The 17,155-nt window shown below is 36.7% G+C and carries 20 protein-coding genes; 8 read left to right on the top strand and 12 right to left on the bottom strand.

Features of this window, described 5'->3' with window-relative positions:
- Entirely contained in the window at positions 1-1,278 is a 1,278-nt protein-coding gene (gene aceA, locus ACUXVC_RS05690) for an isocitrate lyase (protein ID WP_000787346.1), read from the top strand.
- Positions 1,279-1,386: 108 nt separating this feature from the next.
- Here aceA and ACUXVC_RS05695 read toward each other — a convergent pair whose 3' ends face one another.
- Complete coding sequence (locus ACUXVC_RS05695) at positions 1,387-2,178, bottom strand: phosphotransferase (protein ID WP_446025964.1); 792 nt, start codon at positions 2,176-2,178, stop codon at positions 1,387-1,389.
- Positions 2,179-2,197: 19 nt separating this feature from the next.
- Entirely contained in the window at positions 2,198-2,692 is a 495-nt protein-coding gene (locus ACUXVC_RS05700) for a DUF6584 family protein (RefSeq protein WP_095691243.1), read from the bottom strand.
- Between the two features lie 282 nt (positions 2,693-2,974).
- Here ACUXVC_RS05700 and cspA point away from each other — a divergent pair, with 282 nt between their 5' ends.
- Positions 2,975-3,178, top strand: coding sequence for an RNA chaperone/antiterminator CspA (cspA, locus tag ACUXVC_RS05705; RefSeq protein WP_000301522.1), 204 nt, complete (start codon positions 2,975-2,977; stop codon positions 3,176-3,178).
- A 197-nt stretch (positions 3,179-3,375) separates the two neighbouring features.
- Here the strand turns inward: cspA and ACUXVC_RS05710 are convergent, their stop codons facing one another.
- Both ACUXVC_RS05710 and ACUXVC_RS05715 read right to left on the bottom strand, forming a co-directional pair.
- Positions 3,376-3,579, bottom strand: a complete 204-nt coding sequence (locus ACUXVC_RS05710) for a hypothetical protein (protein WP_095691242.1) — start codon at positions 3,577-3,579, stop codon at positions 3,376-3,378.
- A gap of 348 nt (positions 3,580-3,927) precedes the next feature.
- The gene (locus tag ACUXVC_RS05715; RefSeq protein ID WP_000391373.1) at positions 3,928-4,113 is read right to left on the bottom strand and encodes a hypothetical protein; all 186 of its coding nucleotides are present in this window, start codon (positions 4,111-4,113) and stop codon (positions 3,928-3,930) included.
- A 284-nt stretch (positions 4,114-4,397) separates the two neighbouring features.
- Between ACUXVC_RS05715 and ACUXVC_RS05720 the strand changes: the two genes are divergently transcribed.
- Positions 4,398-4,979: a competence protein ComK gene (locus tag ACUXVC_RS05720; RefSeq protein ID WP_095691241.1), complete on the top strand. Its 582-nt coding sequence runs from the start codon at positions 4,398-4,400 to the stop codon at positions 4,977-4,979.
- Positions 4,980-5,049: 70 nt separating this feature from the next.
- Here ACUXVC_RS05720 and ACUXVC_RS05725 read toward each other — a convergent pair whose 3' ends face one another.
- Positions 5,050-5,349, bottom strand: a complete 300-nt coding sequence (locus ACUXVC_RS05725) for a hypothetical protein (RefSeq protein WP_000655757.1) — start codon at positions 5,347-5,349, stop codon at positions 5,050-5,052.
- Between the two features lie 352 nt (positions 5,350-5,701).
- Here ACUXVC_RS05725 and ACUXVC_RS05730 point away from each other — a divergent pair, with 352 nt between their 5' ends.
- The 5 genes from ACUXVC_RS05730 (at position 5,702) to ACUXVC_RS05750 (ending at position 14,571) form a co-directional block, all read left to right on the top strand.
- Complete coding sequence (locus ACUXVC_RS05730; protein ID WP_095691240.1) at positions 5,702-6,295, top strand: TVP38/TMEM64 family protein; 594 nt, start codon at positions 5,702-5,704, stop codon at positions 6,293-6,295.
- A 56-nt stretch (positions 6,296-6,351) separates the two neighbouring features.
- Positions 6,352-6,915 carry a signal peptidase I gene (gene lepB / locus ACUXVC_RS05735; RefSeq protein ID WP_000751897.1) on the top strand — a complete coding sequence of 188 codons (564 nt, stop codon included), beginning with the start codon at positions 6,352-6,354 and terminating at the stop codon, positions 6,913-6,915.
- 116 nt (positions 6,916-7,031) lie between these two features.
- A complete protein-coding gene (addB, locus tag ACUXVC_RS05740) occupies positions 7,032-10,547 on the top strand; it encodes a helicase-exonuclease AddAB subunit AddB (RefSeq protein ID WP_446025965.1) in 3,516 nt (1,171 codons plus the stop codon).
- A complete protein-coding gene (gene addA / locus ACUXVC_RS05745) occupies positions 10,544-14,269 on the top strand; it encodes a helicase-exonuclease AddAB subunit AddA (protein ID WP_095691239.1) in 3,726 nt (1,241 codons plus the stop codon). Before addB ends, addA begins: the two co-directional genes overlap by 4 nt.
- Before the next feature lie 23 nt (positions 14,270-14,292).
- Complete coding sequence (locus ACUXVC_RS05750) at positions 14,293-14,571, top strand: RNA polymerase alpha subunit C-terminal domain-containing protein (RefSeq protein WP_095691238.1); 279 nt, start codon at positions 14,293-14,295, stop codon at positions 14,569-14,571.
- Positions 14,572-14,707: 136 nt separating this feature from the next.
- Here the strand turns inward: ACUXVC_RS05750 and gerPF are convergent, their stop codons facing one another.
- The 7 genes from gerPF to ACUXVC_RS05785 all read right to left on the bottom strand — a co-directional run bounded on the left by gerPF (position 14,708) and on the right by ACUXVC_RS05785 (position 16,969).
- Positions 14,708-14,923 carry a spore germination protein GerPF gene (gene gerPF, locus ACUXVC_RS05755; RefSeq protein WP_001141566.1) on the bottom strand — a complete coding sequence of 72 codons (216 nt, stop codon included), beginning with the start codon at positions 14,921-14,923 and terminating at the stop codon, positions 14,708-14,710.
- Positions 14,924-14,965: 42 nt separating this feature from the next.
- Positions 14,966-15,352, bottom strand: a complete 387-nt coding sequence (locus tag ACUXVC_RS05760) for a spore germination protein GerPE (protein ID WP_095691237.1) — start codon at positions 15,350-15,352, stop codon at positions 14,966-14,968.
- Between the two features lie 15 nt (positions 15,353-15,367).
- Positions 15,368-15,562, bottom strand: coding sequence for a spore germination protein GerPD (gene gerPD, locus ACUXVC_RS05765; RefSeq protein WP_001052807.1), 195 nt, complete (start codon positions 15,560-15,562; stop codon positions 15,368-15,370).
- Between the two features lie 6 nt (positions 15,563-15,568).
- Entirely contained in the window at positions 15,569-16,183 is a 615-nt protein-coding gene (gene gerPC, locus ACUXVC_RS05770) for a spore germination protein GerPC (protein ID WP_089170592.1), read from the bottom strand.
- Positions 16,184-16,250: 67 nt separating this feature from the next.
- Positions 16,251-16,457, bottom strand: a complete 207-nt coding sequence (gerPB, locus tag ACUXVC_RS05775) for a spore germination protein GerPB (RefSeq protein ID WP_001012508.1) — start codon at positions 16,455-16,457, stop codon at positions 16,251-16,253.
- A 14-nt stretch (positions 16,458-16,471) separates the two neighbouring features.
- Positions 16,472-16,693 carry a spore germination protein GerPA gene (gene gerPA / locus ACUXVC_RS05780; protein WP_001111187.1) on the bottom strand — a complete coding sequence of 74 codons (222 nt, stop codon included), beginning with the start codon at positions 16,691-16,693 and terminating at the stop codon, positions 16,472-16,474.
- Between the two features lie 96 nt (positions 16,694-16,789).
- Positions 16,790-16,969: an aspartyl-phosphate phosphatase Spo0E family protein gene (locus ACUXVC_RS05785; RefSeq protein WP_000462857.1), complete on the bottom strand. Its 180-nt coding sequence runs from the start codon at positions 16,967-16,969 to the stop codon at positions 16,790-16,792.
- Positions 16,970-17,155: the final 186 nt, after the last annotated feature.

The raw sequence follows: 17,155 nt of genomic DNA on the forward strand, positions 1-17,155 counted from the left end.
ATGAAAAACGAAAGAATCGAGAAGTTACAAGAAAGCTGGGAATTAGATGAGCGTTGGAAAGGGATCACACGTCCATATTCGGCAGAAGATGTAATTCGCCTGCGTGGGTCAATTGATATTGAACATACGTTAGCGCGTCGCGGTGCTGAGAAGCTTTGGACATCGCTTCATACAGAAGACTATATTAACGCACTTGGCGCATTAACAGGAAACCAAGCGATGCAACAAGTAAAAGCTGGGTTAAAAGCGATTTACTTAAGTGGTTGGCAAGTAGCAGCTGATGCAAACCTTTCTGGACATATGTATCCAGACCAAAGTTTATATCCAGCGAACAGCGTACCTGCTGTAGTAAAACGAATTAATCAAACGCTTCAACGTGCGGATCAAATTCAGCATATGGAAGGAAGCGATGATACAGACTATTTCGTACCGATTGTAGCAGATGCAGAAGCTGGATTTGGTGGGCAATTAAACGTATTCGAACTGATGAAAGGTATGATTGAAGCAGGTGCATCAGGTGTGCATTTTGAAGATCAATTATCTTCAGAGAAAAAATGTGGCCATTTAGGCGGAAAAGTACTACTACCAACGCAAACAGCAGTACGCAATTTAATTTCTGCACGCCTTGCAGCAGATGTAATGGGAGTGCCGACAATTATCGTTGCAAGAACAGATGCGGATGCAGCTGATTTAATTACGAGCGATATCGATCCTGTTGATAAAGCATTTATTACAGGAGAAAGAACACCAGAAGGATTTTACCGTACGAATGCAGGTCTTGATCAAGCAATTGCGCGCGGTTTAGCGTATGCACCGTATGCAGACCTCGTTTGGTGTGAAACGTCGGAACCAAATTTAGAAGATGCAAAACGATTTGCGGACGCAATTCATAAGGAGCATCCAGGGAAGCTACTTGCATATAACTGCTCACCTTCATTCAACTGGAAACAAAAACTAGATGAAAAAACAATTGCAAGCTTCCAAAAGGAAATCGCATCTTACGGTTACAAGTTCCAATTCGTAACACTTGCTGGATTCCATTCATTAAATTACGGTATGTTTGAACTAGCACGTGGCTATAAAGAGCGCGGCATGGCAGCATACTCTGAACTACAACAAGCAGAATTCGCAGCTGAAAAACACGGCTACTCTGCAACACGTCATCAACGCGAAGTAGGAACAGGTTACTTTGATGAAGTTGCACAAGTGATTACAGGCGGAACTTCATCAACGACAGCGTTAAAAGGATCTACAGAAGAAGCACAGTTTACGAAATAAAAGGAAGGGGCACCTTTTTGAAAGGTGCCCCTTGTTAGTTTGTGAACGATTCGAAAAGAGATATCGATTTATCGGCAAAAATGATACTTCCTTTTCTTTATTACTAAATCAACTCCACTCAGCCCTATGATCACGAATAAACTTCATATCTTTCTCATAATGCTCTAGATGTCCTTCATCAATCATTCTTTGGAAATTCAAGTCGCCTTCTTGCGCTTTTCGTTTCATATATGTACATAACCCTTCTAATCGAAGTAACACCATTCCTAAGTAATCTTCATCCATATTTTTATCATAGGACTGAACGAACAAATTCATTCTCTCTTTAATACGATCTGCATGTTGCGATGAGTCATAATGAACGGCTTCACCGGATTCTGTATAATACATTCTACTTAAAGGCACACAAGTATAGAGTGTATAAGCTATATCCCATAGTCTTGGACCAGGAGCAGCAACATCGAAATCAATAATCACTACTGGCTTCTCATTATTAAAAATAATGTTATATATGGCAAAATCATTGTGACATAAAACCTCAATGTTATTTGGCGTGTGATCCATCGGTTTCCAATCATCTAATAACGGAAAATCACTTACAGCATCATGGTAAAGGCGGAGCATCTTTGCGATTTCTTTTAATACATCATTAGATCGCATATATTCTTTTAAAGGATAATTGCCAGCTTCTCCTTCAATAAAGGATAAAATCTCTCTATCTTTTTCATCTACACCTAAAAACTTTGGAGCATAATGAAATCCTTTGTTTTCTAAATGTTGCAATAGCTTATGAATCTTTTCACCGCCCGGCTTTAACTCTCGCCGAACAGTATTTTCAGAACGATATACGTTTGAAACGTTTCCCCCTGTTAGCCTTTCTTCTTTAGCGTAGTTTGACATGTGAAAATTCCCCCTGTGATTAAAAAATCCAATTCCAAATAGTAAATAGACCAACAATGGCAGAAAAGAGAAGGCAAGCAAGGAATGCTAGACAGCCAAAAGGAACTAGCTTATCTTGCCATGTTTCTTTATACTCATAAATTAACTCCTCTGCTACTTTCTTCTGCACTGAAGATAAAGGTTGATCTTTATACAAACCTTTTATATGGTTAGAATCGCCTTTAAACTTTAAAGCACGTGCAATATGATGAGGATTATTTCCCATTGATTTTTCAAATAATAAACATGATTCATGCATAATATCTGTTTTATGCTCCTCTAGATACCAGTAACGTCCAGCCATTTCTGGATATTGTAATGTATAATAAATATCTCCGAGTTGTTTTCGAAGATGTAATTCATTTGGGTATGTAAAGATGAGGCCATGCAATCTATCTCTTGCTTTTCCAAGATTATTATTTTCAATATCTTCTTCAATTCTTTTTAATGTTTTTCTAGGAATTTTATTGGTCATAAACTCCTCCTTATTTGGAATAGAGATAATTATATTTTATAAGAAATACTAAAAATTAGAAATTCTATTTTCGAAAAAGATTGTACATTTTATTTTAATGTGCTATGATGATGTCAGTTGAATAGTTAAATTAAGCAATCCATATGTTATCAAGTGCTGAAAACGAACGAGAAAAAGTATGTGAGAACTAGTTTATGTTTCGTATTTGATAATGTGTGGATTCTTTTTTTAGACAGGAAGACTAAAAAAATTAAATTTGTATTTTCTTAGGAGGAAATAATCATGGCAGTAACAGGACAAGTAAAATGGTTTAACAACGAAAAAGGCTTCGGTTTCATCGAAGTTCCAGGCGAAAACGACGTATTCGTACACTTCTCTGCAATCGAAACTGAAGGTTTCAAATCTCTAGAAGAAGGCCAAAAAGTTAGCTTCGAAATCGAAGAAGGTAACCGTGGACCTCAAGCTAAAAACGTAATCAAACTATAATTTTATAGTTGATGATGGAAAAAAGGATGGCTAATGCCATCCTTTTTTTGTTGTGGGGAAAGTTTTTTCAGAGCCTGTTTTTATATCTAAATCTCTTTTTCTATGTTACAACGGGTGAAAAATTATCTGGAATGCGTATTAGTTTCTGTAGAAGAATTAGTTCAGCAAGAGCATTTACTGCGTATGATAGTAAATAACTATAAATTTGTATTCTCTGTTGAAATGGGGAAATCTTTTCCAGATGGACCTTGAGTAACATCTTTTTTGTTAGCATTGTTGTTGGAATTTTGTACGTTTTGAGATGATGTTTCTAACAGTTGTTCTTGTTCCTTACTAGGGGTATTCAGAGCATCTGAGGGGATGCTATTAACCTGCTGGCTTAATAGGTTTTCTTTATCCATAGTATACAGCTCCTTTTTGGAATTCGATAAAAAGCAATGTAATTATAAATAGCCACTTATATATATTGTGTTTTTGAATGAAATTATATACAAAACTTATATTATAAAGTTAACTAATTAACGAATTGTTAGTGATGGATAAAGATGTACAAATTTGAAGTGTTTAATAAAAATTAAAAGCGAGTAACAAGTACAAATACTATTTCTCATGTTTTAGATAAGGATCATATACAAATTAAAAAAGATGTAGAGAACCTTGGAAGAAAATATAGTTGTTTTTTAGGGTGAAGAAGAATAAATAAAATGATACTACAAATGTAAAAAGGCATTCCATAAAGGAAGGCCTTTTTATTGTTCTTGCCCTGATTTTTTCTTCTCACGTTTTTTACATTCTGGACATTTTGATTTACGAAACGGTTTAGCAAAGAATAGCAGAATGAAAAATAAACCGAATATAATGCTAGCTGAGTTTTTCACGATAATGACGCTGCTATTTTTCATTTGAATCGATGGTTGGATTTCTTTTTCTTCCATAGTGGCCCTCCATATATTGGATTTATATTTTAATTATAGCAAAGTTAGTTGTTGTAATGATGTGAAAATAGGAAGGGATAATAAATATTTATAGGTATTATAAATGCTGTTTTTATAACTTTAAAATTAAATCATTACTATATCGTGATTTTATCATTTAACAAATGTTTGATAAATGATAAAAAAATGTAAAAAAGCGGAACTTGTAAGCTATTTCCTTTTCATAGATGCTAAAATTATATATGCAGCTGCTAATATAAATGGAAAAAAGGAGATAATGGAGTATGGAAAGTAAAGTGGAACGCTATGTCGAAAATTATGTTGTAACGAAAAATACGATGGCCTTACTTCCTGTTATTCTAAGTGAAAAGAAAATTGTTACGCGAGTCGTTGAAATGAATGATTCTTTTTTCGTATTTCAAAAACCTCTAGATATTATAGAAAGAAGTTGCCGCAAGCATGGCTCGAGTTTCTTAGGCAGAAAAGAAGGAACGAAAGAGTTAACTCATATTACACATAAAGCACCAATTGCGATTAGTCCTACAGATCAACTTTATTTTTTTCCTACCTATTCTTACTCTAGAAAAGAGTGCGCTTGGTTGTCTCATTTTTATATTGAAAGTAATAAAGAATTAAAAGATGGAAATCTTATTATTAGATTTATAAATGGCTTTGCTGTGAAATTAGAAATATCAAAAACTAGTTTTGAAAATCAACAAAATCGTACAGCGAAATTACGTACTGAATATGAAGATCGTAGGAAAAAACAAGGGAGCCCTTGTTTTAAAGAGGTTGATAAAAAAGAGGAATCAACATTAAGACCCGCTTATGAGAAGGTGTATGTTGTTAGAGAAGATGAAGTGTAATATAGAAAAAGCTGCCTCTAGAATGTTGCTTTAAGCGACATTCTAGGACAGCTTTTTTGCTATTTAAATATTAATAAGTTTCTTCCTTACGGGCAGCATCCATCATAATGAAGATAGCTGATAAAATATGCAAAATCATTCCTACAAACGGAATCCATGCAAGGCAAGAAGTTACAATTCCTAGCACATTACCGTTAGCACTCATATTAGCTTTTTTAGCCAATACTAAAGTAACGATATGTAATACTAGCATGAAAAGAAGTGGTAACCAAAGTAAAGAAACAACAATAGTTCCTCCGAGTACAGGTATTCCCAGTAAAGCCTCTAAGGCACCAGTAACCCATTTTAATAATTTTACTGTGTCTTTCAAAGTATTTCCTCCTAAAAACATAAAATAAATATATTGCGATATTAAGTATAGCAGATTTATGATGTTATTTTAATAAAAAATGTAAAAAATACTATTTTTTTATAGTTAAATAAATTATTTGCAATATACTATTTTTGAAGGGATATAAGAATATTGTTGGATAGGGTGTTATTAATATGTAATATCTTGTCAAATATTGATAGATTATCATAGCTAAATAATGAAGGAATTCTTATGAAAGATATGGAAACTTTAATAAATACATCTCCATATGTCGTATCTACCATTTCCTCTTTCATATAAGCGATGATACAGTAGGGATAGTATTTAGAGTAAAGGGGTAAAGTGTAGAATGGATTTTCAGACAATCAAAGAGTATTTTTCACCAGAAAATATGGATCATATTGTTGAGAGTTATAAAGCGTTCGGACCACTTCTTGGTATTGGTTTACCGATGATAGAGGCGTTGATTCCAGCATTACCGCTTATTGTATTTGTACTGGCGAATGCTGTTGCATTTGGCTTTTGGCTCGGTTTTCTTTATTCATGGATTGGATCAGTAATGGGTGCATTACTTGTCTTTTTCAGCATCCGCCATTTTGGCCGCAGCCGTTTCTTTTCGTTTGTAAATAAGCATGAGAGAGTACGAAAAGCAATGGGGTGGATTGAAAGGAAAGGATTCGCACCGATTTTTGTTATATTTTGTTTTCCGTTTACACCGTCAGCGCTAATAAATGTTGTCGCTGGTTTATCCCGAATTAGTGTAAAACAGTTTGGACTAGCGTTAGCATTCGGAAAACTTGTGATGATTTTTATTTTAACGTATATCGGTCATGATTTAATGTCATTTATCCATAATCCGGTGAAATCAGTCATTGTAGCGATTGGTATTTTTATTTTATGGTATGTCGGTAAGAAAATTGAAGTAAAATTAGAACTACATTAAGAATAGTCTTCTTTGTAAAGGAAAGCTTCAGTATTAAAGGATAAGGGGAGAAGCAGATGAAGAAAACTTTGAAAAAAGAAGGCATAGAGTGGATACGAACAATTTTAATTGGTGTATTATTAGCTGTATTTTTTCGAACGTTTTTCTTTTCAACGTATGTTGTAGAGGGGAAGTCAATGATGCCGACATTGCAAGATGGCAATATGCTCGTTGTAAATAAGGTGAGTTATCAAGTTGGGGACTTGAACAGATTTGACGTTGTGGTGTTTCATGCGAATAAAAAAGAGGACTATGTAAAGCGAATTATCGGTTTACCTGGAGATCATATTGAATATAAGCATGATAAGTTATATATAAATGGACAATTTATTGATGAGCCGTATTTAGAGAAGTATAAGAAAGAGATAAATGGAAGGCAACTAACAGGCGACTTTACATTAGAAGAGTTAACGAAAGAAAAGCTGGTGCCACCCGGGTTTATTTTTGTAGTAGGTGATAACCGGCTCGGGAGCTGGGATAGTAGACACTTTGGCTTTGTAAAAGCTGATACAGTCGTCGGTAAAGTTGATTTGCGATATTGGCCAATTCAAGAGGTGCAAACGAATTTTTCAAAAGGTTGATATAATGAAGTAGAAGTATAGAAAAGACAAACAACTCAGTTTGTCTTTTTTCGTGTACTATAATACAATTATAGTAGCAAACTAACGTTCGTTATGTAAGTGAAAGGTGGGGTTACATGTCACTTCGATTTGTGATTGGTAGAGCGGGAAGTGGAAAAAGTACACTTTGTTTACGCGAAGTGCAAGAAGAGTTAAAACAGCGCCCGAGAGGGAAAACAATATTATATCTTGTGCCAGAACAGATGACATTCCAGACGCAGCAGGCGTTAATTGGAAGTGAGGATGTAAGAGGTTCTATTCGGGCACAAGTTTTTAGTTTTTCACGATTAGCGTGGAAGGTGCTGCAAGAAGTTGGCGGAGCGAGTCGTCTTCATATTGATGAAGCTGGTGTACATATGTTACTCCGTAAAATTGTAGAGTCTCGTAAAGATGGATTATCGGTGTTCCAAAAAGCAGCGGAGCAAAATGGTTTCTTTGAACATCTTGGCAGTATGATCGCGGAGTTTAAACGTTACAATGTAACGCCATCTAACGTATATGAAATGTGGCAACAATTAGATGCGCATAGTAGCAGTGCCGAACAAAAGTTACTAGCGAATAAAGTGTATGATTTACAGTTACTATACGATGATTTTGAACGTGCTTTAATTGGAAAATACTTAGATTCAGAAGACTACCTGCAATTGCTAGTGGAAAAGCTTCCGCAGTCTGAATATGTAAATGGTGCGGAAATTTATATAGATGGATTTCATTCATTCTCCCCGCAAGAGTTAGAGATTGTAAGACAGCTCATGATTTGCGGAGCGAAAGTTACGATCACGTTAACGATAGATAAAAAAACGTTAGCACAGCCAGTAAATGAACTCGATTTATTTTATGAAACGACGTTAACGTATGAAAAAATAAAACAAGTAGCGCGTGAAGAGAAAATAGAAATTGAAAAAACAATTCCACTTATGGAGCAGCCGCGTTTTCATTCTCCAGCATTAGCGCATTTAGAAGCTCATTATGAAGCGCGTCCGAATGAAAAATTTAACGGTGAAGCGAGTGTAACGATTAGTACAGCTGCGAATTTACGAGCGGAGGTAGAAGGTGTTGCTCGTGAAATTCGTAAACTTGTTGCGGACGAAAAATATCGTTACCGAGATATTGCAGTGCTTCTTCGTAATGGGGAAAGTTATTACGATGTGATGCGAACGTTATTTACAGATTACAATATCCCGCACTTCATCGATGAAAAGCGCCCGATGTCACACCACCCATTGGTAGAATGTATTCGTTCTGCACTCGAGATTATTAGTGGGAATTGGCGTTATGATGCGGTGTTCCGTTGTGTGAAAACAGAGCTTTTATATCCATTAGACGTAAGAAAAGAAGCGATGCGTGAAGAAATGGATGAATTTGAAAATTACTGTTTAGCGTACGGTGTACAAGGAAAGAGATGGACTGCTGAAGATCCATGGATGTATCGCCGTTATCGTTCTCTTGATGATACGAACGGGATGATTACAGACAGTGAACGTGAAATGGAAGAGAAAATAAATAGGCTACGTGACGTTGTAAGAACACCTGTTATTCGCATGCAAAAAAGGTTAAAGCGTGCAGGAACAGTTATGCAAATGTGTGAAGCAGTTTACTTGTTTTTAGAAGAACTGGATGTTCCGAAGAAACTAGAAGAATTACGTATACGTGCAGAAGAAAGTGGAGATTTCTTATTTGCGACAGATCATGAACAAGTATGGGAAGAAGTAATGAGCCTTCTTGATACATTTGTAGAGATGCTTGGGGAAGAGAAAATGTCTCTTTCTATGTTTACTGACGTTATGTCGACAGGTCTTGAGGCACTTCAATTTGCTAACATTCCGCCTTCATTAGACCAAGTGTTAATTGCTAATATTGATCACTCCAGATTATCTGATGTGAGAGCAACGTTTATTATAGGTGTAAATGAGGGTGTCATTCCAGCAGCACCTATGGATGAAGGTATGCTTTCTGATGAGGAAAGAGAAGTTCTTGGTGCGGCAGGGATTGAATTAGCACCAACGACGAGACAAACTTTGTTAGAAGAACAGTTCGTTATGTATCAAATGGTAACGAGAGCATCTGAGAAGTTATACATTTCATGCCCGCTTGCAGATGAAGAAGGAAAGACGTTACTTGCGTCTAGCTTTATTAAGAAAATAAAAAGAATGTTCCCTAATGTGAAAGATTCATTTATTACGAATGACGTAAATGATTTATCACGTTCAGAACAAATTTCATATGTAGCAACGCCAGAAGTAACGTTATCTTACGTTATGCAGCAACTACAAACGTGGAAGCGATACGGATTTGAAGGGAATTTAGACTTTTGGTGGGACGTATATAATTTCTACGTAACTTCAGATGAATGGAAACAAAAAAGTAGCCGCGTCTTATCAAGTTTATTCTACCGAAATCGTGCGAAGAAACTAAGTACAGCAGTAAGTAGAGATTTATACGGAGATATAATTAAAGGAAGCGTCTCTCGTATGGAACTATTTAATCGTTGTGCATACGCTCATTTTGCGCAGCACGGTTTATCGCTTAGAGAGCGTGATATTTTCAAGCTTGATGCGCCAGACATCGGCGAATTATTCCATGCGGCATTAAAGAAAATTGCGGACAAGTTATTGCGTGAAAACCGTACTTGGGCGGATTTATCCATAAAAGAGTGTGAGCATCTTTCTGTTTTAGTAATAGAAGAAATTGCGCCGTTATTACAACGACAAATTTTATTAAGCTCAAACCGTCATTTCTATTTAAAACAAAAACTACAACAAATCATTTTCCGTACGTCAATCATTCTTCGTGAACATGCGAAGTCAAGCGGATTCGTACCAGTTGATTTAGAGGTGCCGTTCGGTATGGGAGGTACAGGGTCACTTCCGCCGATGGAATTCTCATTACCAAATGGTGTGAAGATGGAAGTAGTCGGCCGTATTGACCGTGTTGATAAGGCAGAAGATGAAAACGGGACGTTCTTACGTATTATTGATTATAAATCAAGTTCAAAAGCGTTAGATTTAACGGAAGTGTATTACGGATTAGCACTTCAAATGTTAACGTATTTAGATGTTGTTACTTCGAATGCACAGACGTGGATGAAAAAAGGCCACGCAGCATCACCAGCTGGTGTATTGTATTTCCATATTCATAACCCAATCGTTGAGATGAAAGGTGACGCATCTGAAGCTGAAATTGAAAAAGAAATTTTAAAGAAATTTAAAATGAAAGGACTCGTATTAGGAGATGCTGACGTTGTTCGTTTAATGGATAACAAACTTTCAACAGGAAGCTCAGATATTATTTCTGCTGGCCTGAAAAAAGACGGAAGCTTTAGTGCGCGTTCAAGTATTGCAAGTGAGCAAGAGTTTAACGTACTGCAAAAATATGTACACCATACGTTTGAAAATATCGGAAAAGATATTACAGAAGGTGTTATCGATATTGCTCCTTATAAAATGGGGAATAAAGCAGCATGTACGTTCTGTAACTTCAAATCTGTTTGTCAATTTGATGAGTCACTTGAAGATAATCAGTTCCGATCGTTAAAAGATATGAAAGATAGCGAAGCGATGGAGAAAATAAGAGAGGAGGTTGGCGGAGAATGATAGAAAATTGGCCTAAAAAACCAGAAGGTAGTCAATGGACAGATGACCAGTGGAAAGCTGTTGTAGCGAACGGACGTGATATTTTAGTTGCGGCTGCAGCTGGATCAGGTAAAACAGCAGTATTAGTTGAACGTATTATTAAAAAGATTATTAATGAAGAGAACCCAGTCGATGTCGACCGCCTGCTCGTTGTAACATTTACGAATGCAGCAGCACAAGAGATGAAAAACCGAATCGGAGAAGCGTTAGAAAAGGTATTAATTGATGAACCAGGCTCTCAACACGTAAGAAAGCAGCTGAGCCTATTAAATAAAGCTTCCATTTCAACAATTCACTCATTCTGTTTACAAGTAATTAGAGGATATTACTACATGCTTGATGTTGATCCTCGTTTCCGTATTGCGAATCAAACAGAAAATGAATTGTTAAAAGAAGAAGTGCTAGATGACATATTAGAAGAAGAGTATGGCATCGAAGATAATACGATATTCTTTGAACTCGTTGATCGTTATACGAGTGACCGTAGTGATGATGACTTACAACGTATGATTTTAGCGCTTCATACAGAATCAAGAGCGCATCCAAATCCGGAAAAATGGCTTGATAAATTAGTAGAAGCATATGACGTAGAAGGAAAGACAATTGAGGATTTAGTATATGCTTCTTATTTATTAGAAGATGTGAAATTCCAGCTTGAAACAGCGGAACAGCATATTCGTAAGGCAACTGAACTCGCAATGCTTCCTGACGGTCCAGCGCCTCGCATTGAAACCCTGCAAGCAGATGTAGCTTTACTTGGAACGCTATCATCAGCTGCTCGTGAGTCGTGGACAAGTTTGTATGAAGCGATGCAAAACGTATCATGGCAAACGTTAAAGCGTATTAAGAAAAGTGATTACAATGAAGAGGTTGTAAAACAAGTAGACTCTCTTCGTAATAAAGCGAAAGATGAAGTGAAGAAATTACAGGAAGAGTTATTTAGCCGCAAACCTGAAAGTTTTTTACGAGATTTTCAAGATATGCACCCAGTATTAGAAAAGCTTGTTCAACTTGTAAAAGTATTTACAGAACGTTTCCAAGCGATGAAGCGAGACAAAGGAATGGTCGATTTCACAGATTTAGAGCATTTCTGTTTACAAATTTTAAGTGAACAAAGTGAAAATGGTGAAATGAATCCTTCAGCAGTAGCGCTTCAATATCGTAATAAATTTGCTGAAGTGTTAGTCGATGAATATCAAGATACGAACTTTGTACAGGAATCCATTATTAAATTCGTAACGAAAGATTCTGAGAGTGAAGGAAACTTGTTCATGGTTGGCGACGTAAAGCAGTCAATTTATCGTTTCCGACTAGCCGAACCAGGCTTATTCCTAGGAAAGTATAAACGCTTTACGCAAGAAGGATCGGGCGGCGGAATGAAGATTGACTTAGCGAAAAATTTCCGTAGTCGTCATGAAGTGCTAGCAGGAACGAACTTCATCTTCAAACAAATTATGGGCGAAGAAGTTGGGGAAATCGATTACGATGCTGACGCTGAATTAAAGCTAGGTGCTAGCTATCCAGAAGGTGAAGATGTAGCGGCAGAGCTATTATGTATTCAGCAAACGGAAGAAGAAGTAATGGATGGAGAAGAAGGTGCAGAAGTCGAAAAAGCACAGCTAGAAGCTCGTCTTATGGCGCAGCGTATTAAAGCGATGGTTGATTCAGGTTATGAAGTGTATGATCGTAAAACGGATAGTATGCGCCCTGTACAATACCGTGATTTCGTTATTTTACTCCGCTCGATGCCGTGGGCGCCGCAAATTATGGAAGAGTTAAAATTGCAAGGAATTCCAGTATATGCTGACCTTGCGACTGGTTATTTTGAAGCGACAGAAGTAAATATTATGATGAACGTATTCCGCGTTATTGATAATCCGATGCAAGATATCCCGCTTGCAGCTGTACTTCGTTCACCGATTGTGGGACTAAATGATGAAGACCTTGCGACGCTTCGTGCTCATGGGAAGAAAGGGTCATTTTATGAAGTAATGAGCTCGTTCTTAAAAGGAGCACCGCTTGAAGAAGAGCAAGAACTTCATGATAAATTAGAGTGGTTTTATAATTTACTGCAAGGATGGCGTGAATTTGCCCGTCAACAATCCCTTTCTGATTTAATTTGGAAAGTGTACGGTGAGACAGGTTATTACGACTTCGTTGGCGGTTTACCAGCAGGAAAGCAAAGACAAGCAAACTTACGCGTACTATATGACCGTGCAAGACAATATGAAGCAACATCATTTAGAGGATTATTCCGCTTCTTGCGTTTTATTGAACGTATTTTAGAACGCGGTGATGATATGGGTACGGCAAGAGCTCTCGGTGAACAAGAAGACGTCGTTCGAATTATGACGATTCATAAAAGTAAAGGGCTAGAGTTCCCGGTGGTATTTGTAGCTGGACTCGGTCGTCGTTTTAATACACAAGACTTAATGAAGCGTTTCTTACTGCATAAAGATTTCGGTTTCGGTTCACAATTTATCGATCCGCGTAAACGAATTAAATATACTACATTATCGCAACTTGCAATTAAACGCAAAATGAAAATGGAATTAATCGCGGAAGAAATGCGTGTATTATATGTAGCATTAACGCGTGCGAAAGAGAAGTTAATTTTAATCGGAACAGTTAAGGATGCAAATAAGGAAATGGAAAAATGGCTTGATGCGAGGGAACATAATGAATGGTTATTACCAGATCACATACGTGCCGGAGCGTCTTGTTATTTAGACTGGATTGCACCTTCATTATATAGACATCGTGATAGTGAAATGCTTCTTGAATTAGGACAAGGAAGCATTCCGGATGAAATTTACGGGTATGACACTAGCTGGAAAGTAGAAGTTGTGGACGGTAACACGCTACTTGCACCAGAGCCAGTTCAAGAAGAGAAACAAGAATTGTTAGAAGCGCTTCGTGAGAAAAAGGCTGTTCCCCTGCAAAGTGAACGGAAAGAAGAAGTGTACGACAGATTAATGTGGAAGTACGGATATGAGGATGCGACATCTCATCGTGCGAAGCAATCTGTTACAGAAATAAAGAGAAATTATCAATCTGAAGAAGGTAGCGATAACGCCTTTATTAAAAAACTACGTGCACCAATTAAAACACGTCCGCGCTTTATGGAGAAAAAAGGGTTAACGTACGCAGAGCGTGGAACAGCAGTCCATGCCGTTATGCAGCATGTAGATTTGAAGAAACCGATTACGGCCGAAACGCTACAAGAACAAATCGCAGGAATGGTAAATAAGGAATTATTAACATTCGAGCAGGCGGAAGAAATAGCAATTGAAAAAGTAATTTCATTCTTTGACAGTGACTTAGGTAAAAGGGTATTAGCGGCAAAAAGTGTAGAGCGTGAAGTACCATTTACGATGATGCTTGCAGCAGAAGAAGCATATCAAGATTGGCAAGGGAAGAGTGAAGAAACGATTCTTGTCCAAGGGGTTATCGACTGCATGATTGAAGAGGAAGATGGCATTACGTTAATCGACTTCAAAACAGATACGATTGAAGGGAAATTCCCAGGCGGATTCGAACAAGCAAAACCAATTTTAGAAGATCGATATAAAGTGCAACTTTCGTTATATGCAAAAGCACTTGAGAAAAGCTTACAACATCCTGTCAAAGAGAAATGTTTATACTTCTTTGATGGGAATCACGTTGTAAATATTGAAGGATAGACGACAGAAAGGGGCTATAAAAAATGACAACGTTAAGAACTTGTGAACAGGGACACGAGTATTATAAAAGTAGCGATTGTCCAACTTGCCCAACCTGTGAGAAAGAGAGAAAACCAAAAGAAGGTTTTCTCTCTCTTCTTTCAGCACCAGCAAGAAGAGCATTAGAGCACCACGGAATTCAAACTGTAGAAGAACTCTCAAAATATAGTGAAAAAGAAATATTAAAACTGCATGGTATGGGACCTGCGTCTTTGCCGAAGCTTAGACAAGCTTTGGAGGAGAGCGGATTATCATTTAAATAAAATGAAATAGTGCCTCTTCACTCCTTACTTGTTTATACTACTATTTGTGAACAGTAAAGCTCTTGCTGATTAAAATTTCATTCTAATAATTTGAATTAGATAAAAGAAAAAAGTAGGAGAATATCTCCTACTTTTTTTACGCTGTTCCAATCTGATCTTGATCCGCCACATCAGAATCAAACGTATTTGTTGCACTAACACCGTTAAACGTATTCACGACAAACCCAACATTGGAAGCTCCAGATCCGTTATAGGCTTTCGTGTTTTCTTTCGGAGATACGTTATAAAAATCTCCTAAGTTGAAAGAGCCGTTACTGTTTTGCACGACGAGGTTTCCTACAACCGAAGGCATACCATCCACCTACTTTACTAAGCTTTTTAATTACTATATGAATTATTGTGCGGAAGGTTCATCCGTAATATATTGGCGGATTTGCATAATACGAGAGTTATTAAAACCATAATCAACATTTCCAATTTGAAAGCAACCAGAATTTAAAAGTGTCCGCAATTCAACGTTATTCACTTCAATAAAAGGGCATTCATTTACAACATTTAATTTTACATCTGTCGTTCGTTTTGGTATTGTAATGTGTTCATCTGTAAAGATTTCAAAAGCATCAAAGCGACCTTCTCCCCGTATATAACAAGGAATTTCACGGTGGACGGCAATAGCTCTACTTTTTAGTTCCATTTGGTTTGCATCTCCAACTTGAAATACGGCACTAATCCCTAAAGAAATAATAGAAACATTTTGTACAATGGACACATGATGCAACATAATTTCTCAGTCTCCTTAACCTGGAGTAGGAGGGACATCTGTTACTAATGGTACAAATGGCCCCTCTGTAACTGTTTCAAATGGTGTATCGAGAATAGAAGATAGAATGAGGAGATTTGCATCTCCAATTAAAAAGAGTGCGGACGATGATACACCGTTCATTTTAATCTGTCCGACTTTTAACTCACGGTTTACAACGTTAAGGTTCATACATACTTACTCCTTTCGGAAATTTCCAGGTATGTGCTGAATAAAGGAGAGAAAGGCTTTGTCAATATCTTGTTTCATTGCCTGAATAATGATATCTCGTAAATAATCTGGATCTGTTGAAATACCTTCATATGATTGAACTTGTGATAAATAATAAGGGAGTCGATGCTCCATCTGTTTTTTTATGTCATCCACCATCATTTGTCGATACATTTCATCAAGCGGTGTTCTCTCTTCTTGTTCAAAATGTAGAATACGATTATATGCTTCTTCATCTAAGTATCGATGCATTTCTTGAAGGATACCTTGATAAAAGTCTGGGTTTGTTTCGGTTTCAGGATTTACCTTCAATGTTTCTGTATCCACTTGAAAATCTTCAATTTGTTGTCCTTTTGCTGAAAATGGATTTAAACCAATATTTAAAGTACCATTTAAGTTTTCGACTTTTAATTGATCGAATTTGTATTCCACTTTTCCTACAGAAGAGGAGGGGCGATTTTTTAATTCGTTAAGCTCTTCTTGGAGTTGTCGCACTTGATTTTCTAAATTCAGGATGGCTGCTTGTTGTGTTTGAAGAGCTTGTTGAAGTTGGTGTAAGTAAGTATATATATCTTGATTCATTTGTGAAACCTCCTTTTCAATAGGGAGGGTAAAAATATTCCTGCTATATATTTATGACAAGGATGTCTTAAGAAGAACTAGTTGATGGTTTGATAGAAATAATTTGTCCTTTTGCCTGTAATGGGCGAAGTGGCTCCGTAAATCCGCCTGTATTTGAAAATTTAGATAGGGCTTTAATACTTCCGGCAGTACCAATTTGGAATACAGAAGAGGTTGTGATGCTATCAATTTTAATACTGTTGATGATGATACTTTGGTTTACATAAAAATTCAATTCAATTGCCTCCTTTAAGTTGAGCCAATTATCGCTTGATCGATTACATCTGAATCGTTGACAGTCGTTGCACTTTGATAATTGTAGACAGAAACATTATCTCCAACGTTGAAAGAGCCGGCCCCGGCGAAAGCACGTGAGTAACTAATAGGCCTAATCGCAAATACATCTCCAATATGAAAAATACCACTTGATCCAATATTGACGATACGAATATGTCCGACCATAGCTGGCATACAAAACACCCTTCGTTTTTAAAATTTTCTTTTCTACTATTGTATGGGCGTTTCCAATAAAATGTGTGTTTTTTTGAAATAAAAGAAACACACGCGTTATTGCGTGTGTGTGTTGAACGTTTGAGTAGGGTGTAAATCCGTATGTACATGACAAATTACATTTAAGAGCCTGTCCAGTTCTTGGCTACAATCCACTGTTCTTTGAGAAGTCATTCCATAGCGTTCAGCAAAATAGATCATTTTTTCACGTTTTTTTTCAATAGCTTGCTCAAACATTGAAATCGGCTCCATCTCTAAATGAAATTTTTAGTATATATGTAGTACATATTATACAAAAAATTCATAAAAAAGAAATGCCTTCGCTAAAAAAAGTAAAATTTCTACATTTTATGCTAAATAATGAATAAGTAACGAATAAGATGCGAGAAGAATATTGTAAAAATTAGCGTGCATGAGAAGGTT

Source organism: Bacillus sp. N6 (genome assembly GCF_052805735.1).